The organism is Streptomyces lasalocidi (genome assembly GCF_005280215.1).
In the GTDB taxonomy this organism is placed as follows: Bacteria; Actinomycetota; Actinomycetes; order Streptomycetales; family Streptomycetaceae; genus Streptomyces; species Streptomyces longwoodensis.
The window spans coordinates 235,478-258,597 of sequence record NZ_SZNQ01000003.1 but is presented as its reverse complement, the minus strand read 5'-3'; the positions used below and the strand labels follow the sequence as shown (position 1 = coordinate 258,597).

Sequence of the window (23,120 nt, the reverse complement as noted above, 5' to 3'; positions counted from 1 at the left end):
TCCTCCACACCGCCAATCGCTCGCTGGACTCGATACCCTTGCGGGTGATGCGCACTCCGATACCGCGCAGCTTGGCGACCCTCCACCATCGGTTTCAGCCCCTCGCTGTCATGGGTGTTACCCGCCGAGACGCCGGGCTTGGACACGTGTGAGCCGCGCGCCGACGGATCTCCTGCAGGGACTGACCAGGTGGGGCGCCGCAGCCACGGTGGTAAAGCCTCCGAACAGCTCGGGCCTGTGCGCCTTTAGCGCGGTAGCGGCGTCAGTGACGGCCGCCCCGTCGGCGTCGTCCTCCACGACGAGGGGCAGTTCGGCGTCGGCCAGATCCGCGCCCGTCGCTCCGCCACACGAGGACGGCACGGCGTGCCGCCGCGCGCTCACGGCGAGCGCCTACGCCTCCCGCTGCACCGCGGCGGCCTCCCGCTCGGCGGTGGCCTGCTCAGGCCGCTGCAGCTCGGACAGGGACGCCTGCTCTACTTCGCGCTGCTACTGCACGAACGCGGTCAGGTCGTCGGCCTTGGTGAAGCCCAGCGGCTCGACGAGCTTGCGAACAGCGGCGCGCTCGCCCTGCTCCTTCTCGCGGGCCAGCTGCCGAGTCAGCGCCTCCTGGTCCAGGCCCTGTCCGGGCGTCGGCGGTGCGGCCGGGTCGGCGGCGGGCGGGGCGGTCGGCAGCTGCACGTTGGACGGATCGGTGGAGTCCGCGCCCAGCATGGGGAAGATGGGGCGCCCGTCGCGCCGGTGTCCGACGGGCGTACGAGGGGCGGGCAGCAGCCTGTCCATGCGGATCCAGTCCTACAGCAGCAGCGCCCCCGCGCCGTCGATCAGTGTAGCCACAGGCGCAGGCACCAGCCCTGTGCTCGCGGCGGGCTACTGGTCCTGCTGTGCAGGGATAGACGCCTCGGCCTGAGCCGCACGCCGTCGGCCACGACTGGCCTTGGAGGGGCTAGCTGGGGCCGGGGAGGCGGCTGTGACGTTGCGGTGCATCTCCTTGCCGCTCTCCAGGATGTCAGCCACGACTTGCTCAAGCATCGCCGTGCGGCGCTCGTCCGGCAGCGTGTCGGCGATGCGCTCCGCGTTGAGGAAGTAGCCGTTCAGGACCGGCTGGTTGAAGTACTGGTTGAGCTGCTGCAGGGCCCGCTCGTAGGTCTGCATGTACGTGCGGCTCAGGTAGGCCGTGAAGGCGGTGCCGACCGCGCCGACCGAACCGACGAACACCCGATCTCCTTGTGCGTTCAGGCGCCATCCAGCGAAGAACGAGAGGTTTAGGATTACGAGTCCGACTGCCATCGCGAAGCGGCTGCTGCGGTACGCCTTCGTGGCCTGATCGGTCGCAATGCCGTGGTACCTGTCCAGCAGAACTCGGTTGAAGTCGACCAGGCTCGGTAGCCCCATGCGTTCCCGGAGCCGGTCGGCCGCTGACTCAAGGGCGTTGCGTTCACGGGCAACCTCCTTCAGCTTGGCTCTCTGCACGAGCCAGTAGGCCCAAACGGCAGCACCGAGCATCGCAGCCACAAGCCCCACCACTACGGGCCAAACCCACGACGGCAGCGGATCGGAGACCTGTGGCTTGGCCCCATCTGAACGGCTGAGTGCGACACCCACGGTGGCGAGCACGCCCCCGATAGTCGCGAACCCCGACACAACGAAGGAGGCCGTCTTCTTGTCGCTGGTGCTGACGCTCTCCTTGGCTTGCGAGTCGGGCCCGAATGGACGTAGAGGTTCAGGTATCACGCGGGATCGCGGTTCACCGTCATCGTCATCCTCCTCGATGAGAAATCCGCGCAGGGGGCCACCTTTCCCACCCACGGATGGAGGTAGCTCAGAGGAGCGACGTTTCCCACCCAGCTCCTTGGGACCCCGTACGACGAACTCATCCGAGTCGTCGGCTGCTCCTGGAGAATGGTTAGGGTCCGGCGTCGACGGGCGTTCGTTCATGGAGCATCCTCCTCAGAACTGCAAGCTCGTCAGATGCTAGCGGCGCAGGTCCCGCCACTTGGTCGTCTCTGCTGACTCTTTCCCCACAACGGGCATCAGCGCGGGCCAGGTTGTCCTGCGCCGGTCGCGCCGGGCGGGGGCCGATGCTCAGGAGCCTGCGGCTGCGCCGGATGCGGACTGGCGGGCTGCCCGTCCTGTGCGCCCGCCTGTCCGGCGTTGGCCGGGTCGATGAGCGGCACCTGCTGCACGGGATCGGTCTTGGACAGGCTCAGGTGCTCGCGGACCACGTCGTTGTCGCCGGTGATGTCGGCGAGGCGGGCGGCCTGGTCGAAGGCCCGCTTCTGGATGCGTTCGATCTCCTCGCGATACCCTCGATGGGGTATCCGGCTTCCTACAGCATGCGCACCGCAATCTTCAGGAAGAACACGTTCGCCTCGTAGCCCTGGGCGACGTCGTTGAGGACGGTCGTCCGGTCGGTGAGGGTGTGCGCTCCCCACACCAGGCGGGCGGGCAGCGACTCACCGACGGGCCACTCCTGCCCGGTCTGGTGCAGGCACTGCGCCAGACGCAGCAGCATCTGGTACTTGTGGTCCTGGGCCAGCCGCATCCCGGCGAGGCCCGCTGGCCGCCCTGGTTGAGGTCGTACACGGTCAGGAACTTGTACGCGGCCAGCCGCCGCAGGTCCTCGGGAACCCACGAGGTGTTCAGCTCAGGGAACGCGTGATGGCCCGGCCTGGCGGGATGGGCCATCTCCTGCTTGTAGTCCAGCCACGACGAGGCGTCGATAAGAAGTACACGCGGGTGCCTCACTGCTCTTCCAGGCGTGCGGGCCCCGCACCCGCAGCCAGCTTCAGTCAAGGTCCCTTCCCCGAAGGGATTGCCGCGATGCGGCGATGTCTCATGCCGTAGGCGTTTGCCGTACCGTTCTTGGACTGTGCCTGCCCGGGGGAGTGCGGTGGGCCGGACCGGGGAGAGGACGGCGTCGGGGTGAACGGGGAAGATACCTGGGGTCAGCGAGCGGTTTGCCGAACCGCTGATCCGGACGAGCTCTTCGTGGAAGGCGCGGCCCAGAACAGGGCCAAGGCCCTCTGCACCGGCTGCCCGGTGCGCACCGAGTGCCTGGCGTATGCCCTCGATCATCGCATCGAGCACGGGATCTGGGGCGGAATGACCGAGCGTGAACGGCGGGCTCTCCTGCGACGGCGCCCCCTGGTCACGTCCTGGAGACGTCTGCTGGACGCCGCCCGGACAGAGCACCAGCGACTTGCCAGTCCGGATGAAGGACAGGTATGGGATGTCATAGGATGAGAGGCCATCGGCCCACCGCTTCCTCTGCCTGCCCCGGGCGCTGCTGAGCTGTGGCTACAGCAGGTCCAACTCCGCGTCGACGTAGCCGAACTGGTCGACCATGTAGGCCAGCGCCTCTCGCAGCAGGCGCTGACGTTCTGCGCGTTCCATGGTCGGCGCTGCGGTGACAGTAACGGCCATCTTTGACCTTGTGCCGCCGTCGTTCGTGCCGAGGGACGTCAGGTCGACGAGTGTGTCCAGGGTCGGCAGGACGCCGTTGGCGGCGGGCTGCTCGCAGGTCATCCGCAGTTCGATGGTGGGCGGGCCGGCCCACGACAGCCCAGCCGAGTCACCGACGGCATCAGGCAGCAGCTCGGCGGCCGTCTCCCATGCGGCGAGCAGCACGGCCTGGACCTCGTCGAAGCCCAGCTGTGTGTCCCAGCCAGAACCGAGGAGCGCGGCCCACGCCTGCGGATTCTCGATCAGGACGTCCGCGCAGGCGACCACATTGGACTCCATCGTGGTGGGCAGAGCGAGCATGACGGAAGCCTTCACGGCCGGCCCGCCGTCCGGCGCGGCGATCGTGCACGTGTACCCCACGGAACGGGCCGAGTTGCCAAAGGGCCCCCCTTCCCAGCGACCGGCGGGCAACTCCGCGCCCCGACGTCGGGACAGCATCGTCACCGCGCCGGCCACCGCGCTGTGCGCAAGCTGCTGTTCGAGCAGCGTACGCCGGGGTTTGCTGACCTCCAGCGCGTCTGGGTCGGCCCACGGCAGGTTCACCAGGGCGCGAAGGCGCAGCGCCGGCGTCTGACCGGCGGTCCCGATCTCGGCCGACCGGCCCTGGTCCAGGCTGAAGCGGGGAAGCGGCTGCCACCGCCACACGCCGCGGCCCGAACACGACAGCCTGCCCCCACCCCACGATCCGCCGTCGAGGTCCACGCTCCGAGCGTCGGCCGGGATCACCCACGGGGTGTCCGAGTCGGCGGGAGGCCGGGGGAGGCCGACGGCCGCGAGCGGGTCCTGACCGCCCAGTGCCCGCCGCCCCGCTTCGACGATCGCCTGCCAGACGGGCTCGGCGACGGCGGCCGGAGGGCGACCGGGCACCAGACACAGCACCCAGCCCGGCTCGCCGTCGAGCTGGTGGCGCAGATCCTGCAAAGCAGCCGGGCCTTGCGCCCACGCTTCTCCGGCCGGCCGTCCGAGCCCCGCGTCGACCAGCTGCTCGTAGGCCGCCCGCATCTCCCGTTCGCGGTCGGCCAGGCCCTGGCCGACCCGCAGCCCGCCGTCCGGCCCGGCTTCAGAGACGGCTTGCCGCACGAGCTCGGTGAGCGCCTGAGCGGTGGGCATGCCAGAGGCGCGGACGCCGGCGGAGAGCAATTGCTGGATCTCGGCCCGCGGCAGCCAGTGCGTACTGTCGCCGTCCCGCCTCGGTACGGCGACTGTGTCCGTGCGCGGAGACCCGGGCTTGCCCACCGGGGCCGGCACGACGAACAACGTGCCAGCGGCTTGCTCGGGGACTTCGATGAACACCACGCGTTCGCCGTCCGCACCGGACCATCCGACGCGGATGCCGCGCGGAGCCGGGGTGATCCATTGACGGATCAGCTTGCGGATCTTGTCCATGTTTACTGCGGCCGGGTCGAAGCCGACGATGTGGTCCAGGACCTCTTCGTCGTACTCAGGTCGGGTAGCGATGCCGATGACGATGATCCCGCCGCCCCCGTTGGCGAACGCCGCGACGTCCTTGGCGAGTTCCTCGACTGCCTTGGGGTCCGCCAGTTGGTACGGAGCCGCCTTGGCGTCGAGCCACTGCATCTCGCGTAGGCCGAGCAGGGAGCCCGGCTCCTGGGCGTCCAGCGCGGCCAGCGCGCTCTTCAGATCCTTCACCACCCCGGCAGTATCCACCGGCGCTTCGGCCGCTTGCCGCCAAGTTTCACAAGATCACCGGCGCTACCGCATCCGATGAGGGAGGTGGCTCACCCCTCCATGTGCTCGAGCACGATGTCAATGGTGAGGGCGAACCGGGGCCGGGTGGTACGGCCGGTGCCTTGCGCCGCCTGAAGGGTGCGCTCGCTGCTGCTGCCGAGCCAGAGGCCCACGACCAGATCGGGCAGGTACTGCTCCATCGTGACCGCGGTGTGCCGGACGGCGGTGTACCCGACGGTGAACTGCTGGGTGGAGGGGCGGGCGGTGGCGCCCTCGATGGCGGCGAGAACTTTTGCCGGGACCACCAGAACGTCACCGTTCCCGCGGATCAGCCAGTACACGGAGCTCGCGCTGTGCTCCAGCAGGTCGTGCAGTTGCCGGCGCTTGACCGTCCAGGAGTCCTCGCGTCCGGCGCGCCCGGGCATCAGCGCGGAGGACTTCTTGACCTGGATGAGGTCTCCCGTGCGCAAGTGGAGATGGCCGGGAACGCATACGTCGACGACGACGCCGATGTCTGCTCCGTTCGCCCGTTCCTCCGTCTTGGTCACGGTGCGGTGGCCGACGCGCAGATGCGGGCCGGCCACGCCGGCCAGCCGGGTGCGGGCGGGCAGGGCGGTGAACTCGGCGGTGAGACCGGCCAACAGTGTCGCGGTCAGGTGTTCCTCCTCCGCGGCCCCGAGGTCGGGCATGGCGCTGGCGAACTCGGCTACCGCCCGGCGGGTGGCGCCCCGCACGAGGTCTTCCAGCTCGTGGTTGGCAAGCCAGGTGGACGACGGCGCAGACAGCGGCCGTGGGAAGTTGGCCCGGCGGGCATCGACCGACGCGGAAAGGACGTTCAGCAGTCGCTCTTCGAGCGGCTTTGTGGTCTGGGTGGCGGCCCGTAGCCCGGCGGCGCGCAGCTGGACGGGAAGGATCACCCTTCGGCTGCACCGGTTGATCGCCTGCTGGACTGTCCGGTGCTTGTCGGCGAGTGCAACGGTGAGCGCCACGTCCAGGCCCTCCAGATGACGTCCCAGGAGCAGCAGCCACTCCAGCGAGCGTGCCCACAACCCCGGCCGCGCCTGCTTCTCCACCATGTGGCGCAGTCCAGCTGCCGCGACCGGGTCGCGCTCCACGGCCAGGAGAGCCAGGTCACGCCACAATTGCGCCAGCCGCTGGTCAACGTGGGCATCGAGACGGTCCAGAAGCCGGGAGGTCCACAGCTCATGCCGGCTGCGCGGACCCTCACGCTGCTGGTGCGCCCGGGCGAGCCCGACGGCGACGGCGCAGGGAACCGGCAGCACGTCGGCAACCGCGGGTGTTGCACAGAGGGCCCAGCGCACCACAGGCGGCGGCCCACCAGGATGGGACCATTCGATCAGCGGTCGATGAGCGCACTCGGCAAGTAGCAGGTTCTCTACCCACTCCCGGTGCTCCCTGGCGATTTCGGCGAAGGCATCCGGATCGCGCCGGGTAAGGCCACCGACATCTCCGGAGCACGCGCTCAGTGCCTGTCGGCAGCAGTCGGAACATTGGGAGACAAAGGAGTAGTGAGCGGGGCAGGAGTCCACCCCGCGACTCTACGGCCCTCGTAACCGCCTTTCTGCACAAGCAAGTCGGTCGGCATAGCACATGCCAGTTCCCTCGCTCCGGACAGTTGACATCCGTTCACGACACGACACGGTGGGGCCGGATGGACCGCGGGTAGGTCCCGGAAGATCTGGGGCTACCGGGGCGGTCCGGTGTCGGCCATGTCCGGTTCTCGTGCTTCACGGGTGCCAGGCCGATGTGCCGGGCAAAGTGGGAGCGGCAGACAATCCCGGCCGGTGTCCCGGCCTGGGTGGCATGTGCCGAGGGCCTTGGGGAGGCAACGTCGTGGCGCTGTTCACTCGGAACACCGACGACAACAGTAACGCGAGCCAGCAGCGGTGGCTCCAACGGCGGGTAGCCAGAGCGGTGTTCGACGGGGCGCAATTCATCGACCGTTACGCGGTGTTGCGGTGGGACACCGACCGCGGCGGCATCGCGTTTGTGCACTCGATGGTCGACGGCAACGCCGCCCCCAAGTCCGTCACCAGCGCCCTGCGCCGCCACCACGGTGCACGCCTGGCCGACAGGTATGCGTGCGTAGTCGTGGCGCAGACCAGCACCCAGGTGAGTCAGCCCTGGGTGCCCGACCTCCAAGCCTACGACGTTGACGGGGGTGACCAGCCATAGTACACAACCTGGGCGGAGTTGGCAGCCCTTCTCGGACAGCCGGCGCCGTACTGGTTCCACGCACTGCGCGACCGCGACGCGATCGCCGCCTGGCGGCCGGGCGCCCCACCGGCGGTGGTGCCCGCGCACGACATCGCCACCCCAGTCACCGCGCTGACGGAGCTCGCTGCGGACGAGCCGGACGGGTCCCCTGCGGCCGAGCTGTGCTGGTACCTCGCTCGTGAAGTCCGCCACCGCGGCCACGCCTCGACCACCCGCTACATCGCCGAACTGCGCAAGAACGCGGCCGATGGCGGCGACGGTGCCCACCTCGTCCTCGGCGCGGTGCCTGCTCCACTGCTGCGCCCCCAGCCCGAACAGCCGACGGAGATGGTCCGCCGCGCCGGCTGGCTGAGCATCACCGAGCGCCGCGACGTCCTCGCCCACCGGGTCGCTGCCTTCGCGCGGCGCTGGGACGGTGGCCGAGACTGGCATACCGGAGCTGTGGTCAGCGTGCAGACGGACGCCTGCGCCACCGCCCGCGAGTGGGCTACGCGCTTGGTCCCGGCGGCTGCCGATCAACCACCGACTGTCTTGGAAAAGGTCCTGCTGGACAATGGCCGCGAGGCCGACAGCGACGTCCTCCTCCACGATCCCGTCGCCGGCGTCCCCGTGCTGCAGCGCGCCCCGGATACTGGCCCCACGAACCTGTTGACCTTCACACTGCAACGTCTGCCGACCCGCTCGCCGCTCGCGGCCCTCATCCTCAGCGCCGGGGTCTGCTGGATTCGTACCGAAGACCAGACCGTGTGGCTGGCACCCGAACGGGACGGCTGGGGCATCGGCTACGGCTACTCGGGCAATGGCTGCCTCGCTCTCGCCCGCCTCGTAGATGTCCTCCTCGATGACATTTCCGCACCTGCTGTACGTCACGACGACCCCGCGGCCCCACGTGCCCTGTTCGAGCTACTCCGTGACGCCCCCGGCACGGCGACCTACACCCGAGCCCAACTGCTCGCAGCCCGGGCCGGATGACAACGTGAGGGCCCTTGCCCACACGCTGAAGCCCGACGGGACAGGATGAGCAGTGCATCGCGCCTTCCCGTCTGGAAGAGCAGGGCGGGCCCTCGTGCTGAACAGCCAAGGAGGGACCCGCCCCGATTCTGCCCGGCCGAAGCAGCCAGATACAGGGCCGCGCCCATGTCGCCGGGATACCTGCGCACGAGGTCGTTGCGCGCTGGCGAAGGATTGTCAGCCGGTCGAACTAAGCTCCGAAGCATGAGCACCCCCGCCCCGGAATTGGAGGCCGTTCAACCCACAAGACTTCCCCGCCGACCTGGTCGCAGGCCAGCGCCAGGTGGCGGATCTATACGCCACCCTCCGTCGCCCACCAGGCGACGCTCCCCTGGTCCCGTGAGCCCCAGTTCGGCTGGCCAGACGAGACGGAGCGGGGAAGGGAACGGTGCGGCCGGCCCGCGTCGCCCGGTTGGACGCCCGACCAGGCCACTGAGGGCGACCGGCTCATGGAGGAGCTGCGCGCCGCCACGGCGCTGGTGCAGTGCCACACGTGGTGGGCGCGCTGCGAACGGGAGGGCATCAAGGGTGCAGACATGGTCGCCGCCCGTCAGGCCCTCAGACACACAAAGGGCGCCGTTGAGCAGGACGACGTCCGTCCAGCCGCTTGAACGGGCTGCGGGCTTGTCCTTTTCGGTTGAATCGCAGAGCAGTCAAGGGGTACAGGGCCCCTATCAGCACGCCCCCTTCAAACGTCCCTCTGTGGCTGTCCGCTCCATTCGCTTCTACCTGGAGCCCCCAGCCCGCGGCGGGCCCCGGCCGCCGCAACGGTTGGCTCTGAGCGGCCCGAGGTACCTGGTGACCGTGGCTAACGAGCTCGTGCACGGTAGGCAGTGAGGCGTCGAGCTCCTGATCGTCGATCATGGTCGTGTGGTGGAAAACGCGTCTCGTGCAGCGATCATCAGCGACCGGAGGATCACGGGCCTGTCGGCCGGCGTGATTGCTGAACTCGTGGCTGACCTAGTCTTCTGAGTCAGAAGTTCCTTATATAACTGTAGGCTTGCGGTATGGCTCGTACGGGGCGGCCGAAGGCCGAGTTGGTGCTGTCGGTAGAGGAGCGGGCGGCGCTGGAGGGGTGGGTGCGGCGTCGCTCAACTCCTCAGTCCTGGGCGGTGCGGTGCCGGATCATCCTGGCCTGCGCAGACGGCATGTCGAACAAGGATGTCGGTGCCTTGGTGGGCATGACGGGGCAGTCGGTGGGCCGCTGGCGGGCGCGTTTCAACGAGCATCGGATCGCCGGCCTGGGTGACCTGCCAAGATCCGGCGGTCCCCGCTCGGTGAGCGACGAGCAGGTCGCCGCAGTAGTGAAGCGGACGCTGGAGTCGACACCGAGGAACGCTACGCACTGGTCGACGCGGGCGATGGCCAAGGAAGTGGGCCTGTCCCAGTCGACCGTGTCGCGGATCTGGCGTGCCTTCGGGCTGCAGCCCCACCGCTCGGAGACCTTCAAGTTGTCGACGGACCCGTACTTCGTCGACAAGGTGCACGATGTCGTGGGCCTGTATCTGGACCCGCCCGAGCGGGCGCTGGTGTTCTGCGTGGACGAGAAGACGCAGATCCAGGCCCTGGACCGCTCCCAGCCGGTACTGCCGATGATGCCCGGGGTTCCTCAGCGGGTCACCCACGACTACGTCCGGGCCGGCACCACCACCTTGTTCGCGGCACTCGAGGTCGCCACTGGGAAAGTGATCGGATCCCTGCACCGCCGGCACCGGGCCGAGGAGTTCAAGAAGTTCCTGCTCAAGCTTGACCAGGAGATCCCGGCAGATCTTCAGGTGCACCTGATCCTCGACAACTACGCCACCCACAAGACGCCGGCCGTCAAGACCTGGCTGATCGCCCACCCTCGATTCCATCTGCACTTCACGCCCACCGGCTCGTCCTGGCTCAACCTCGTGGAGCGGTGGTTCGCAGAACTGACGAACAAGCAGATACGCCGAGGGACCCACAAGAGCGTCCAGGCCCTTGAGAAGGACATCCGCACCTGGATCGCCGCATGGAACACCGACCCCAAACCCTACGTCTGGACCAGGACCGCAGACGAGATCCTCGAACGCCTCGCCAGTTATTTACGCAGAATTCCTGACTCAGAAGACTAGGGTTCGTCTTCAAACGGATCTTGCCCAGAGCAGGAATGACGCGAGACTGACCGCTGCTTCGTAGGAGGTGGCGGTCTTGTCATACCTGGTGGCGATGCCGCGGAAGCCTTTGAGTCGGTTGAAGCAGCGCTCGACGATGTTGCGTCGGCGGTAGATCTGCCGGTTGAACACCGGAGGTCGGCCGCCGCGACGGCCCTGGTTGTGGCGGTGTCGCTGCTGGTCTCGCTTCTCGGGGATGGTGTGTGCGATGCCGCGTCGGCGGAGGTAGGCGCGGAAGCCGCGGGAGCTGTAGGCCTTGTCGGCGACGACCTGATCGGGCCGGCAGCGGGGCCGGCCGAGGCCAGTGCGTGGGACTCGGATGCGCTCGAGGAGGGGGCCTGCGCAGATGCCGTCGTGGCGTTGGCCGGGTGTCAGCAGGATGGCGAGCGGGCGTCCTTTGCCGTCGCAGGCCAGGTGGATCTTTGTGGTCAAGCCTCCTCGGGATCGACCGAGGGCGTGATCGTCTGGTTCGTCCGGCCGGTGCATCCCCCTTTTCGGCCGGTGGCGGCGGCATGCTGGTGGGCGCGGACGATGGTGGAGTCGATCTGGACGAGCGAGTCGATGTCGCCGACGGCGTCCGCACGTGCCTGGATCTGCCGGAGAGCCCGGGTGAACACGCCGTCCAGGGCGTAGCGGCGGAAGCGGGTGTAGCCCGTCTGTCATGAGCCGTAGCGTTCCGGCAGGTCACGCCAGGAGATCCCGGTGCGGATCTTGTAGACCATCCCGTTGATGACCTGCCGGTCCGACACCCGCGGCCGGCCCGTCGCGGCCCGCGGTATCAGTGGAGCGAGCAACTCCCACTCCTGGTCGGTCAGTTCATGGCGGCGTATCACACCACCATGATGCACGACCTGATGATCCTTGAAGACGGGCCCTAGCTCCCCGGGGAGTGGTCCGGGGGCTCGCTCGCGTATCCGCGGGGGTTCGGATGTTCATGCACGCGTGCCCAATCCAACGGCCGCACTGGGAGAGGTTACGGGTTGTCTGACCGGGCGGGCGACCTGCTTCGTCGGTGGCTGCGGCCAGCGTCTTGGTGCTGGCAGTTCGTGCGCCCCGGGTGTGCTGTAGGCAGCCGACCTGCTGCGAAGGCGGCGGGTGCCGGGGCCGGTGGGACCGCAGTGCCCGCCTGCGGGTCGAGGCGGTACTGCGGCGCACCGGCATGGGTTGCCGAAATGTGCCTGCGCGGCGTACACCGCGTAACACAGTCATCAGGACACAGCGTCCCGTGCGGGTGGCGGGGGGAGTGAGCGGTGATGTTCTACGGGCCGCATTTGTTGAAGGAGCTGCCCCCTGCGGTGGGGGTCGGCATGGCGGGGCAGGAGGGCCCGTTCGGGCCGGGCTGGAGCGCAGAGAGCGATGCGAGGGAGGCGGAAGGCCTGGACGCGGCGGTGGACGCCTATGCCGCGTACGTGGCTCATATCGAGGGCTGTGGTGAGTGCAGGCGGGTGCGCTGTGGTGTGGGGCAGGAGCTGGTGGAGGTTTACCTGCGTGAGGTGCGCCGTCGCCGGTAGGGCCTTGTAGGCCTTGTCCCGGTTGCTCTGGAGCGGGGGACAGTGCTGGTGCCGGCCGGAACGGACGCCTGCCGGTCTGGCCGTTGAGGCACTTGTAGACGGTACGAGCGCGGCGGCGCAGGGTCATCTAAGGGATATGACGAGTGGGAGATTTGTTGTATGACGGGCAGGTGTGTGCGGCGCACCCGCTACACTCACCGCATGTGATGTAGCCGACACGCGGCGTGTCTTGCCCGTCGGTTAGGGGGAGCGTGTGTATTTACCGGACTGGGATGTCGAATTCGATCTAGAGTGCGGTATCGAATCGTCAGACCAGGGGGAGATCCGGGATGTTCTGCGGACCATTCCGTGCTCCGGCGATCCGTCCAGCCCTGGACACTGGCCGGACAACCTGCGGGAAGTCAGCGTGCTGCGCCGCCTCGCCGGCGGGCGGAGCGGTTCGGAAGTTGTCGAGCTCCAGCTGCTGCTTAGTGACGGCGACAGTCATCTGCAGGTGGCCAAATTGTCCAGTTATGCGGAAGCGATCAAGGAGTATCGGGCCGCTGCTTCGGTGGCCAAGCCGGGACGCTTCGCGATGCATCTGAGCATAGTTGCAGCCAGCAGGGGAGTGCTGGAAAGCAGCGAGACTGCCCCTCACCGTCAGGGCCGTCAGGCGGTCGTCTACCAGCACTTGGACGACCGGCACGGAAGCCGCGGTAAGACCCAGGCTTTGGAGGAGGTCATCGCGCACGGTGTCGCCGATGAGGCGCACATGGAGTCTGCGTGTACCTCACTGCGGCAAGTCATGCAGGACTTAGCGGACCAGTTTCACCGTCCGTTGCAGAGCGACAGTGTCTCCCTGGCCTCCTTCAACCGAACGCTGGGAACTGACCTGCATCTGCAATTCGAGCGGGTGAAACCGCACGAAGATGATGTGCATTTGGACCTCGGAATCTCCGCGCCCAGCCGTGACGAAGTTGAAGCTGAACGGTGCCACAGCGACGAAGTGCTTCTCAATGCCTGCTCGCCGCCTGGCGCGGGGCGCACAATGACCGCCGGACGCCGGGTCACGCTGGCCATCGACGAGCCCACGCTTCACCAGGACAAGGTCACCGGCTGTGTCGGTGGAGCCCGTGTGGAAGCCGTAGCGCGAGGTAACGCGCTCAAAAGAGACCTAAAGGCCGAACTGAGTGGCAGCGACCAGCTCCAGGTCAGCGCGAACGTCGTCCACACGCGTGCCGAACTTCGTTCCCGGTTGTTAAACACTGCGCTCGCCGAATGGGGGGATGTTCAGGAGAGCGAGCATCAGCTGGCGTGCGGCAATGTGTCCGTGGCTCATCCGTTGCGCAGTCTGTACAGCGTTCTGCGCGCAGGCAAGGAGACGCGCGTTGTCAGCCCGGTGCATGGAGACCTCAACCCGCGCAATGTACTGGTGCGGGACGGCCGCACTTACCTGATCGACTTTGCGTCAGCGCTTCCGGCCGGCCAGACGCTGACAGACTATGCTTGGCTTGAAGTCTGCTCCTTGCGGGAGCTCGAGGGCGCCGACATGACCTGGGGTGACCTGGTCCGTCTCCAGCGGCAGCTTGCAGTTTTGAGCAAGTTGGTCGTCTTCATCGACAGTGAATGCCTGGACAAGATCATCGGCGCAGTGGTCGACACCTGCCAACCCCGCCTCGGCCGGTGTCTGGCCCTGCTGTGGGAGATCAGGCGTGCAGCCCTGGCTGCGGAAGGCATGCACTGCTCACCGCAAGATGCGCAGCGTCATTTGTTCGAGCACCTCACGCTCGCGGCGCTGCGACCGTTGAAGTTCGCGGAGGGGGAGCAAACCCCGCACCGAGTTGCCGTTTGCGCTGCGACGGCCGGCGTGGCTGCCGAAGCACTCGAGGAGAGGCCCTCGTTCCTGTTCGAGGCGTGGGAACCCGGCCAGATCACCACATTCATCCAAGCGCTCGTGGATTGCGGGCAGGCCCACCGGCCCGGCGCCGTCGACTTGCTGATCAGCGCCCGCGAAGTGAGCTGGACGGCAGGAGCAAGAAGGACGCCGGCCGACTCGCACTTGGTGCAGGTTGTTCTCCGGGGCCCTTTGCAGCAACACCTGAGCAAGCAGCGTGATGAGCGTCCACCGATGGCTCCTTTCATCACGCTGACCGGACGCGTTCTGCGTCCGGGTGAGCCGCTCGTACAGCAGGGTGAGGGCGCCCTCGCCATGGGACCCAGCACGGCCCTGGAACTGCTGTGGGCCACACAGCGGTGCGTCGTGGTGGCCGATTGCGGTGCTGGCAAGACGGCAACCCTCCGGGAACTTCAGGCCCGCCTGCTGCGAGGCGGCGTCGAACCACAACACCAGACCGAGGACGATCTGCCGCCGTGCTGGCCCGTTGAGTTGAGTGCCTTGCGAATCAGCGAGTATCTCAGAACCGGGCGCACTCCCCCCGCCCAGACTGCCCAAGGCGTCTCGGAATCGCTCACGGGGCCAAGAGCTGAGCAACTGGTGCGCAACTGTGCCGACCTCGACGACATCGCGGAGCCCGTGGTGGCCTTGATGCTCCGTCTTGGGGCGGTACTGCTGGTTGTGGACGATCTGCATAAGGTCGACCCCAGTGAGAAGCCGTATGTTTTGGCATGGATCAAGCGGTGCAGCGATGAACACCCGGCCGCGCGAATCACACTTTGTCAGCGCGCTGGGGACTACCAGCCCGATGTGCTCCGGTGGCCAGCCGTTGCCTTGCACAAGGTAAGGGCCCATCAAGCACGTGAATACATCGAAGACCGGCTGCGGGAGAAAGACCAAAGCAGCTGGCGCTCACGGGTGAAGGTGCTCTACCAAGCGATCTTCACAGAAGCGGAAGCCGGTGGCCTGCGCGACCTCGCCACCAAGCCGTTGTTCTTGAGCATTATGGTCGACCACTACCTGAAAGAACACACTTTCAGTACGACTAACCCGGGCAAGCTCGTGGAGGAGTACACCAGGGGACTGATCAAGGGTGCGGACGACACCGAGATCGAGCGCCGAATGAAGCTCATGGCCCATCTGGCCGGTGACATGGACGAGCTGGGCGCGGCCATCCGCTACGACGACGCGGTCAAATCACTCGAGCGGCTGAAACCCCCCAACGCTAGAGAGACGCTGGAAGCGCTGCTGCGCACCACCGCGATCGTCACCGACCCGTCCCGTCGATGGGTCACGTTCGCCAACCCGATCATCCACGCCTACTTCGCTGCAACCCTCCTGGCGTTGGACGAAGACGCGGACAAGGTCGCCGACCGCATCCTGCAGTTCCACTGGCGTGAAGCGGCACAGCTGCTCGTGGCGAATCCGCAGACGCCAGAGCACACCGTCAGAAACATCCTGCAGACCGCACTGGAGGCCAACCTTGTCTACGGTGCATGGCTCCTGCAGGCCGCTCCGCCCAACAGATTCAGTGACCTGCGAGAGCGGTTGCTGGCCACCCTCACCACACAGATGGAGGCCGCCGACAGCGGGCAGCCAGCATGGCGGCAGGCTGCCCTTGGCTTGGCGAAGTACGGTACCCCGCATGCTCTGCAGGCGCTGAAAGCGACCGCTATGCGCGGCTGCCAGGCGGCTGGAGCAGCTGAAGCTCTGGACGGCCTGGTGATGATGCACCAGTGGTTCGTACCGGAAGCCGATCAGGTCCTCGCCGACGTGCTCACCTCTTTGCTTGATTCCCAGCCCGATGAGTTGGATGAGGATCTGACCGTACGAGCGGTCCGCTCCATCGCTACTACGCGACTGCACCGGCTTGTCGGATACGTGTGGGACCGAATCCGCGCAGACACGCCATGGCCGATCATGCGCCAGGCCTGGAAGGCACTGGTCAAGATGGAGATCCGACCTAGCGCAGCGCTGCGCCGAACATATGTCGAAGCCTGTGAGCGCAGACTGCCGCAGACCATGGAAGAACTCACGGGCAGTGCTGACGCCACTTCCGTGCACCAGTTGCATCTGGAGCAGCGAGAGATCCTCACCGTTCTGGCTGACGAAGGGGACCTGCCGGCCCTGCTGGGGTACCGCTTCCGTACCGGACTGGCGGACGACGCCAGCTGGCACCAGATGCTGACCACCGCAGCCCAACAACGCGGCCCTGGTGACAGTTTGGCGCGCCTGTTGCATCCCGAGGCCGCCGCCAGCGACTGGCTGCACCTGCTGGACGCGGAGGACGACTCCACGGTACTGCTGGCCTGCCACATGCTGCTCCACCAGGGGCAAAACCTGCCCGTGACGCAGATGCAACAACTGGCTGCCACCGCATCACCCGCACGACTGTTGGCTCTCGCCGGGTTCGTGCACACACTGAACGGCGACGAGATGTCGGCCGTAGATAGCATTGTGGTCTCCTACGCAAGGCGACTGGATGAGGGCTACCTCGAGCCACTGTCCGCGCTTGTGGGCGCCGTGAGCAATCACGACCTGGAAGCGCGACCGAAAGCCGCGCTTCTCATCGACGAAGCCACCCGCAAACCGGGTCTTGAGCCGAGCTTGTGCTGGCCCTGGGCCACCGCATGGCGCGATAGCGTCCCGGACCGTTCAGAGATCGAGCTTTTCGTGCCGCATCTGAACGACAGCGAAATCCTCAAGCTGCTGAGCACCACCGACGTCCTGCTCGACGCGCCGCCCTTTGACCCCGTCCCCCTCAGTGACGATCGCCGCGACCGGCTCGAGCAGTTACAGCCTGCCGATGTGACCAGCCTGGACGCTCACCGCTTCATCATGATGGCGGCCAGCACAGGGCTGCATCGGACACTGAGTTTCGTGCGAGAGGCTGCACAGCAGCCGGCCAACCAGGCGCCGAGCAACATCGTCCTGCACTCACATCCGCTGCACGGTGTGGTGTCCATTGTGCCGGCGGCACACGCAGTCGCGGCTATCGGTTACCTCAGCCTCCTGGCGGCCAAGGAACATTCCTCCGCCGGCCACGTGGCGTTCACAGCGTACAAAGAGCTGACACGCATGATCGCTACTCTGGATGGAGCCGAGCCCAGCCTTAAACGAGCGCGCCTGGTGGGCATGGGCTTCCTCGGTGATTGGATGGAAATCCTCGAATCCCTCGAGCCCGAAGACCCGGTCATGCATCACGCCGCCAGGAACATCGTCATGCACTGGGTGCCCGGCCCGTGCTCACCGCACACGAATGAGAAGAACCACCTCGTGGGCGTGGCCCGCTGGATTAGCGAGAGACTGCAGCACCCAGGCGTCCCGTCACCCACACGGGCGGCACTCGTTCACATCCGCGATAGTGCCGAGACACGGCTGAGGCGCTATGTCCGCTAAGTTCACTCGAGTGCTGCCCGTCTCACAGCAGCCCCATCTCCTTCTTGGCTGCTGCTATCACCCCGCGCCGAGCAGACGACGCGGCCGCCAGCGCAGCGTCCCGGTCAGGTCCGGCGGGGACGTCGTGCACCTGCCGCTGCTGACGCAGCAGGGACTGCCCGGCGTCCACCACACCGTCTGTGGCAAGCAGCCGCATCCTGGTCAGCTGACTGCGCATCTCCCTGTACTCGGCCAGCAACTGCTCGGCGTCTGCACCAGCACTGGCCGCCTGAGCAGCCTTGTCGGAATGACGCCAACTCGCTTCGAGAAACGCGACAAAGGCATCAGTCAGGGCATCCCGCGCCCATCGGTGCCGCTCGCGTCTGCCACCGATCACCGTCGTGATGATCAGTGTCGCCAAGCTCGTCACCGCCGCGGCCCAAGCTGCCCACCCACTCATTTCCATAGGGCGTCCATTCTCCCTGCAACACGTACCGCGTACGGCGAATTACGGAGAATCACCTTGAATGCGCCCGTGCGCTCTAGCCGGGCCCCACTGCCATCCCACACCATGGACCGGCACGGCACCCCGCACCGGTCAACCGACGACGCATCCATCACGCCACCGGCATCGCAGGAGTGACCAGCTATGACGGATTCCGCAGCCACACCGCTCCCAGCGGCCGGCGCAATCGGCCGAACGGTCGACGACCTTCAGCACGCCATAGCTCGACAGCTCGCCAACAACCCACTCCTGACCAGCGAGACCGGCTGGCGTGCCCTGGCTGCGCGCATGGCCCGGCATCACAGGGCCAGCCTGGCACAGATCAACCCCAGCGCCACAGCGGGCACCCGCATTCAAGAGCTCATCGAGGCCTGCAGCACTCAGGCGGAAGCAACCGAAGCCCTCGCCGATGCCCTCGACCACGCGACCGGTGATCCGGACCTCTCCCTCCCGTTACGCGCAGCCGCTGACTGGCTTACGGCCCGCACCCTGCTCTCGGACTCCCAACTCGACCAACTGCGCGACCTCATCGCGGACGTTCCCAGCCGCCAAGCCGCGCTTACCGCCCAGGCATGCCTGCCAGCCCTGTCCGCCGACCTGCCGCGGCACTGCACCCAAACCTGGCCAACCGCCCTACACCTGCTGCGACGGAACATGCTCCCCAGCGGCCTGCCGCCCCTACTGGCCTTCGTGGAACACCTCGCAGCAGCAAGAGAGCGCCACAGAAACGCATTACAAGCCTGGGCGGACGAACTCGCCGCACACTGGGACGTCACCGAAGAGCTCTGGGCCTGCCGTGCAGACGCAGTAAGCTTCCAGCTGCCAGAACTCACCCCGGCGCGGATCATGTTCGTCCTGCTGCCCGACGGGCTACAGAAGGACTACTACACCCTGCGCATGTGGCACCGCTACGGCGCCCAAGCCACACCGGTACTGCGAGACGAAGACACCCAAGCTGTCAGCCACAGTGAGCTCGCCCGAACCGTTGCCCAGCGACTGCGTCAGTGGACGCAGGAAACAAAAGGCACCACCACGGACAACCTGTCCATCGAGTTCTGGCTTCCCTTGTCGCTGATCAACGAGCCTATCTGGGAATGGTGCCGGGACATCCTCGGCCCGGCCCGCAAAGTGCTGATCCGCAGCCTTGACCGCCTGCAGATCCCCACCATCCAATCGGCCTGGCGCGCCCGCTGGGAAAGCCTTATGGAAGGCACCTCAGACAAGGAGGCGGCTCACCCCATCGGCCAGCGCACCCTTGCACGCTCAATCTTGAGCGAACGCGACCCCGCGCCACGAGAGCCCGAGCAGGACCCCGTCATCTTGGAAAGCCCACCCAACGACGGGAAAGGGCGCAGCCAGTTCCTGGCAGCGCTTCGCAGCGGAGCCCCAGCCATCCTGTGGCACCGTCAGAACTGCTCGCCCGCCTTCCATAACGCTGCCCTGCAGCTCATCGGGGCAGGTCCCCTGCACGAACTGCCAGACCGCATCAGCGCACTGCGCGCCGAACACCGTCCCTCAGCCTCCTCGGACGACGCCTTCAACGACATCACGCTCCTGTGGGACGACCCGCATCACACGCTCCCTACCCTGCACGATCTCGTTGCTCCCAGCGAGGCCAGGTCACTGTGACCGCACCACCTACCAGCAACTGGCTCATCACTAGCACACCGCAGGACAACCGCACCCAACTGTTCCATCTGCCGCCAAGGCCGTTCCCTCCACCACAGCTGTTTTCCCAGCCTCCGGACGACTGGCCCCAGCCGGTACCAGTGCCTGCCGTGCCGGCAGCAGCCAGCGCCCTGCGGGCTCTGGAGGCGCTGGATCCGACGCCCCGGATCAACTCACCCACGGCTGCGAACGTCCCCGGCGCCAAGCCGCACCCGCCGGTAAAGCCGCCGGCATGGGACCTGGTCCTCATCGTTGACACGGGCGCCTCCATGGCGGCCTGGTACGAAAGTATCAACGCTTTCGTCGAAAGTGCTTACAAACTTGGCCACTTCGCCGACGTCCCAGTGGTCAGTCTTCACAGCCAGGGCTTCGATCCGAATCGGTCTGTCTTCGACTCCGTCGAGGTAGGGCGTGCCGGCCTCGGAGACCCAGAACGAAAGAAGATCGTCCTTGTCATTACGGATGCAGTGGGCCCGGCCTGGCAGGGTCAGACTCTCAAACGGCACCTTGCTGGCTGGTCCCGTACGCACCCCCTGGCCATCCTTCACGTGCAGCCACATCCCCATTGGGGCCGATCAGCCCTCAAAACTCGGCCCCTCAACCTGCGCTCCGCCGAACTGGGGGGACCGAACACCACCTTCGAGACCCAAGTACCGGACTTCGAATTCTTGGTGCCCGCCGAACCGCTGCCTGATAGTTTTGTCGTCGTTCCGGTCATGGAGATGAGCAAACGCTGGATCGAACAGTGGTGCCGACTGCTCAACTCCAGCAAGTGGGTGAGTCAGCAAGCCGTGGTGTTCCCCGCTACTCCCAGCCCCGACGAGCCGGACACCTTAAGTACGGCGTCGAGTACAGAGCTCACAGCCACTACTCCGCGCATTCCTCAAGCCCGGCGGGAATCAGACCCCCTCGGCGCAGAAGACCTGGTCGTGGAGTTTTTGAAGAAGTCCGTCAGCGACACTGCAAATCTGACCGTTCTTCTGTCCGCTGCACCGCTCAACCGGCACATCATGCAACTTGTCGCCACCCACCTGATGCCTCATACCGGACCGGAGCACCTGGCCGAAATCCTAAGTAGCGGCCTGATCCAAGTCATCGGAACGAAGGACCCAGGCAGCGCACCTTATGATCAGATCGTATTCGACTTCCTGCCAGGCGTCCGAAAACAGCTTCTAGCTCGTCAACGTGACGGCCAAAAAGACTGCTTTGAGGTAGCCCAAATTATAGACAAGCATCTGGCAGCAGTAGTCCCTGCTGTCGAGGGACTCGCGGAACGCATTCGGCAACTCTCACCGCCCGACATCGTGAACATCACCGAAGAGAACCTGCCGTACCTCGAAGTTGAACGAGACATCTTTCAGGCGCGCATCCCACGGGCACGCGCAGATGCCGTCCATCGGATGAGCGAAAATATCGAGCGGTTCAAGAAGCTCACCCACAGTGTCTCGTGACGATCTCCCGCTGGCCCACCCGGCGTAGCGACCAGCTCGCCGAAAGACCGAGGACGCGTACGTTACCGCCGCCGATGATGACGATGAGCTGCGGTCCCTGCCTGTGTACTACAACGGGCCCGCACCAGTCTCTCGACCAGGCGCGCTCCGACCATCAAGTGCCGGTCTCCGCCCGCGTGAGGGATCCCACGCAGCTGGTGGTGAGCGAGCTGGTCACTAACGCCCGCAAGTACGCCACCGGGCCCGTTCTGCTGGAGCTGCGTGTGAGCCTGCGAGCGGTGGACAGTGCAGTGACCGGGTCACTGCCAGCCCTGGATCGCGGGCTCACCCGACCCCGCGCCTACCGCCTCCGCCTCGTCACTCGGCGCTCGCGGATGTCAACGGTCTGGGAGGGGTAGGGACTTAATTGGAATTCAGTGCAGGGGAGGCGCCGTGGTGAGCGAGATTTCGGACAGATTCCGGTACAGCATCACGCACACCCACGTCACGCGGCACGTCGGGGACAACACCCAGACGGCGACGCTGGTCGGTGCGGAGGCGAGGAGCTTGGACCGGTTCGCCGACCGGGCGAACGAACGCAGTGAGCACTGCGAGCACTGCGGCGCCCGCGTGCGGGTCGTACTGCGATCCGCGGCCGACGTGCGGCGGCGCCGTCGTATGCATCGGCTGCTGTGGCCGGTGTGGGCGTTGCTGGCCGCGTTGAGCGCGTGGGGGCTCGTGCAGGTGGTGCGCACCGGGGACGGTCGCGGGTACGACGACCTGTTCGGCCTGTTCGTCACGGCGGCCGGCACTGTCCTGCTCGGGTACAGCACCCTGCGCAGCCTGGTCCTCACCCAGGGCTTCGACACCCCCGCAGTGAACAGGACTGACGACCGCGAGCCCTATGGCGTGCAGCACGGCTGGGCCGCCCCCCGACCGGTGGACAGCCACGACCGCACACGATGACCCAGCGCCTTCCGGCGCCGCCAGGCCCCAAATACACACCGGCGCGAGGAGTAGACCGCGTTCGAGCAGGGGCGCACGATGGGCGGCCTACGGCTATAAGCTGGCGGTCCACAACGGCGAGCTGCGCTTGGCAGTGGGCGAAGCCCTGAAGCTGATCGCTCCGACGTGGCACTGCTCCAACCTCGGGTGCGAAGGCGGCACACTGATCGACATGGGCGAGAGCTGCCGAGCGTGCACGCAGTGCAAGGAACAGCGCTGCGCGGACCGCCTTGCCGGTATGGCACCCGCTGGCGGAGGCAGGGGCGCAGCGGCTGCTGGCGCCAGGACTGCGGCCACGCGTTCCCGGGGCCGTCCCTGCGGACCGGCTCTGCAATCCGTGCCGCGAGGCCCGTGCGGCGGCGATCGCTGCGTTCCTCGCCAGGGAGCACCAGAAGGTACGGCGCCGACGCGAGGGCACAGGAGGAGAAGGTCGAGCGCCAGCGGGCCCGGCGGGCAAGCCGGACGGTCACAGGGAGCGCACAGCGCGGAAAAACACGCCCCCACCACTTCCGCACGCGCCCCTACCGGCAATGACACACCGTTACCAAAGCGCCGCTCGCCGCACCGACCGCCGCCCGCCTGCTCCACGCAGCACATGAACGACGCACAAACCGCCGGCTCACTCACCCGCCATGAGCCTGGGAAATCAGCCCCGCATCCGGTCCGACCAAGAGCCTCGGGAAGGGAGGCATCCCCCAGGGCCGGCGTGTGTTGTCCAACGACGGCGGGGCGGCGCTGTCACTCCTCGGGTGGCAAAGGCGGCGTCATCACCAGCTGTCGGAACCCGACGCTGACCATCCACCCGTCATCTTGAGCGGCGTCACGCGCCAGATGTGAGACCTCAGGCCCGCACCCCAGGCACGCCCTCCGGCCGGAGCGGAGGCCTTTCAGTCGGCTGACGAGCACCCGCGGACTGCCGGGCGAGGAGGCCTGGGTTGCGGCCCGCCGTGGGGTTGGGCCGTATGCAACGCCAGGAGCAGGTGGGCCTGCTCCCTTTTGCCGGGCCTATTGCCCGGCAGCAACGTGCCGCAGAGGACCTGCCGGTGGGCCATGCCGAGCATGAGAGCGCTGCCACTGTCCAGCCGTTCGAGGTCCCTCTGTGCGGCGGCAGACACGGTGATCACCCTCGGAGGCTGCCTTGCCGCTGTTACTACCTTCGGCGTCTCGCCCGATCGAGGGGTGGTCTTCGTGAGACCACCCCCGCACGAATGA

General features: G+C 66.9%; 16 protein-coding genes and 2 pseudogenes. 10 read left to right on the top strand and 8 right to left on the bottom strand.

Annotated features, from left to right (window positions below; genetic code table 11):
• Nucleotides 1-13 precede the first annotated feature (13 nt).
• The 3 genes and pseudogenes from E4U91_RS38500 to E4U91_RS36750 form a co-directional block, all read right to left on the bottom strand.
• Nucleotides 14-134 (bottom strand): annotated as a pseudogene (locus E4U91_RS38500) (IS5/IS1182 family transposase); the annotation flags it as partial.
• A gap of 352 nt (nt 135-486) precedes the next feature.
• Complete coding sequence (locus tag E4U91_RS36755; protein WP_137311360.1) at nt 487-780, bottom strand: hypothetical protein; 294 nt, start codon at nt 778-780, stop codon at nt 487-489.
• 87 nt (nt 781-867) lie between these two features.
• Nucleotides 868-1,935: a hypothetical protein gene (locus E4U91_RS36750; protein WP_137311359.1), complete on the bottom strand. Its 1,068-nt coding sequence runs from the start codon at nt 1,933-1,935 to the stop codon at nt 868-870.
• A gap of 143 nt (nt 1,936-2,078) precedes the next feature.
• On the opposite strand from E4U91_RS36750, the gene E4U91_RS36745 reads away from it, so the two are divergent.
• Nucleotides 2,079-2,375, top strand: coding sequence for a hypothetical protein (locus tag E4U91_RS36745; RefSeq protein WP_137311358.1), 297 nt, complete (start codon nt 2,079-2,081; stop codon nt 2,373-2,375).
• Here E4U91_RS36745 and E4U91_RS36740 read toward each other — a convergent pair.
• Nucleotides 2,327-2,542 (bottom strand): hypothetical protein, encoded by a 216-nt coding sequence (locus tag E4U91_RS36740; protein ID WP_137311357.1) that lies wholly within the window; start codon nt 2,540-2,542, stop codon nt 2,327-2,329. The two genes, E4U91_RS36745 and E4U91_RS36740, sit on opposite strands and share 49 nt — an antisense overlap.
• A 320-nt stretch (nt 2,543-2,862) precedes the next feature.
• Here E4U91_RS36740 and E4U91_RS36735 point away from each other — a divergent pair, with 320 nt between their 5' ends.
• On the top strand, nt 2,863-3,243 hold the full coding sequence (locus E4U91_RS36735; protein ID WP_422070955.1) for a WhiB family transcriptional regulator: 381 nt from the start codon (nt 2,863-2,865) through the stop codon (nt 3,241-3,243).
• Between the two features lie 54 nt (nt 3,244-3,297).
• Here E4U91_RS36735 and E4U91_RS36730 read toward each other — a convergent pair whose 3' ends face one another.
• Nucleotides 3,298-5,115, bottom strand: a complete 1,818-nt coding sequence (locus E4U91_RS36730; RefSeq protein WP_137311355.1) for an RNA-binding domain-containing protein — start codon at nt 5,113-5,115, stop codon at nt 3,298-3,300.
• An 86-nt stretch (nt 5,116-5,201) separates the two neighbouring features.
• Entirely contained in the window at nt 5,202-6,701 is a 1,500-nt protein-coding gene (locus E4U91_RS36725; RefSeq protein ID WP_137311354.1) for a hypothetical protein, read from the bottom strand.
• A gap of 304 nt (nt 6,702-7,005) precedes the next feature.
• Here E4U91_RS36725 and E4U91_RS36720 point away from each other — a divergent pair, with 304 nt between their 5' ends.
• From E4U91_RS36720 to E4U91_RS36700, 3 genes are all read left to right on the top strand, one after another.
• Complete coding sequence (locus E4U91_RS36720) at nt 7,006-7,347, top strand: hypothetical protein (protein WP_137311353.1); 342 nt, start codon at nt 7,006-7,008, stop codon at nt 7,345-7,347.
• An 18-nt stretch (nt 7,348-7,365) separates the two neighbouring features.
• Nucleotides 7,366-8,361, top strand: coding sequence for a hypothetical protein (locus tag E4U91_RS36715; protein ID WP_137311352.1), 996 nt, complete (start codon nt 7,366-7,368; stop codon nt 8,359-8,361).
• A gap of 1,046 nt (nt 8,362-9,407) precedes the next feature.
• The gene (locus tag E4U91_RS36700; RefSeq protein ID WP_137304601.1) at nt 9,408-10,499 is read left to right on the top strand and encodes an IS630 family transposase; all 1,092 of its coding nucleotides are present in this window, start codon (nt 9,408-9,410) and stop codon (nt 10,497-10,499) included.
• 9 nt (nt 10,500-10,508) lie between these two features.
• Here the strand turns inward: E4U91_RS36700 and E4U91_RS36695 are convergent.
• Nucleotides 10,509-11,368 (bottom strand): annotated as a pseudogene (locus E4U91_RS36695) (IS5 family transposase).
• Nucleotides 11,369-11,791: 423 nt separating this feature from the next.
• Between E4U91_RS36695 and E4U91_RS36690 the strand changes: the two are divergent.
• Nucleotides 11,792-12,049, top strand: coding sequence for a hypothetical protein (locus E4U91_RS36690; protein WP_137311351.1), 258 nt, complete (start codon nt 11,792-11,794; stop codon nt 12,047-12,049).
• Nucleotides 12,050-12,302: 253 nt separating this feature from the next.
• On the top strand, nt 12,303-17,321 hold the full coding sequence (locus tag E4U91_RS36685; RefSeq protein WP_137311350.1) for a hypothetical protein: 5,019 nt from the start codon (nt 12,303-12,305) through the stop codon (nt 17,319-17,321).
• 22 nt (nt 17,322-17,343) lie between these two features.
• Here the strand turns inward: E4U91_RS36685 and E4U91_RS36680 are convergent, their stop codons facing one another.
• On the bottom strand, nt 17,344-17,721 hold the full coding sequence (locus tag E4U91_RS36680; protein ID WP_137311349.1) for a hypothetical protein: 378 nt from the start codon (nt 17,719-17,721) through the stop codon (nt 17,344-17,346).
• 228 nt (nt 17,722-17,949) lie between these two features.
• On the opposite strand from E4U91_RS36680, the gene E4U91_RS36675 reads away from it, so the two are divergent.
• The 3 genes from E4U91_RS36675 to E4U91_RS36660 all read left to right on the top strand — a co-directional run bounded on the left by E4U91_RS36675 (nt 17,950) and on the right by E4U91_RS36660 (nt 21,869).
• Nucleotides 17,950-19,434, top strand: coding sequence for a VMAP-C domain-containing protein (locus E4U91_RS36675; protein ID WP_137311348.1), 1,485 nt, complete (start codon nt 17,950-17,952; stop codon nt 19,432-19,434).
• 149 nt (nt 19,435-19,583) lie between these two features.
• Nucleotides 19,584-20,924, top strand: a complete 1,341-nt coding sequence (locus E4U91_RS36670) for an SAV_2336 N-terminal domain-related protein (RefSeq protein WP_137311347.1) — start codon at nt 19,584-19,586, stop codon at nt 20,922-20,924.
• A gap of 435 nt (nt 20,925-21,359) precedes the next feature.
• Nucleotides 21,360-21,869: a hypothetical protein gene (locus E4U91_RS36660; RefSeq protein WP_137311346.1), complete on the top strand. Its 510-nt coding sequence runs from the start codon at nt 21,360-21,362 to the stop codon at nt 21,867-21,869.
• The last annotated feature ends 1,251 nt before the right edge of the window (nt 21,870-23,120 follow it).

Coding starts and splice junctions, on each gene's coding strand:
- E4U91_RS36755 (WP_137311360.1), bottom strand. CDS start 780: ATGGACAGGCTGCTGCCCGCCCCTCGTACGCCCGTCGGACACCGGCGC.
- E4U91_RS36750 (WP_137311359.1), bottom strand. CDS start 1,935: ATGAACGAACGCCCGTCGACGCCGGACCCTAACCATTCTCCAGGAGCA.
- E4U91_RS36745 (WP_137311358.1), top strand. CDS start 2,079: ATGCTCAGGAGCCTGCGGCTGCGCCGGATGCGGACTGGCGGGCTGCCC.
- E4U91_RS36740 (WP_137311357.1), bottom strand. CDS start 2,542: ATGCGGCTGGCCCAGGACCACAAGTACCAGATGCTGCTGCGTCTGGCG.
- E4U91_RS36700 (WP_137304601.1), top strand. CDS start 9,408: ATGGCTCGTACGGGGCGGCCGAAGGCCGAGTTGGTGCTGTCGGTAGAG.
- E4U91_RS36690 (WP_137311351.1), top strand. CDS start 11,792: ATGTTCTACGGGCCGCATTTGTTGAAGGAGCTGCCCCCTGCGGTGGGG.
- E4U91_RS36675 (WP_137311348.1), top strand. CDS start 17,950: ATGACGGATTCCGCAGCCACACCGCTCCCAGCGGCCGGCGCAATCGGC.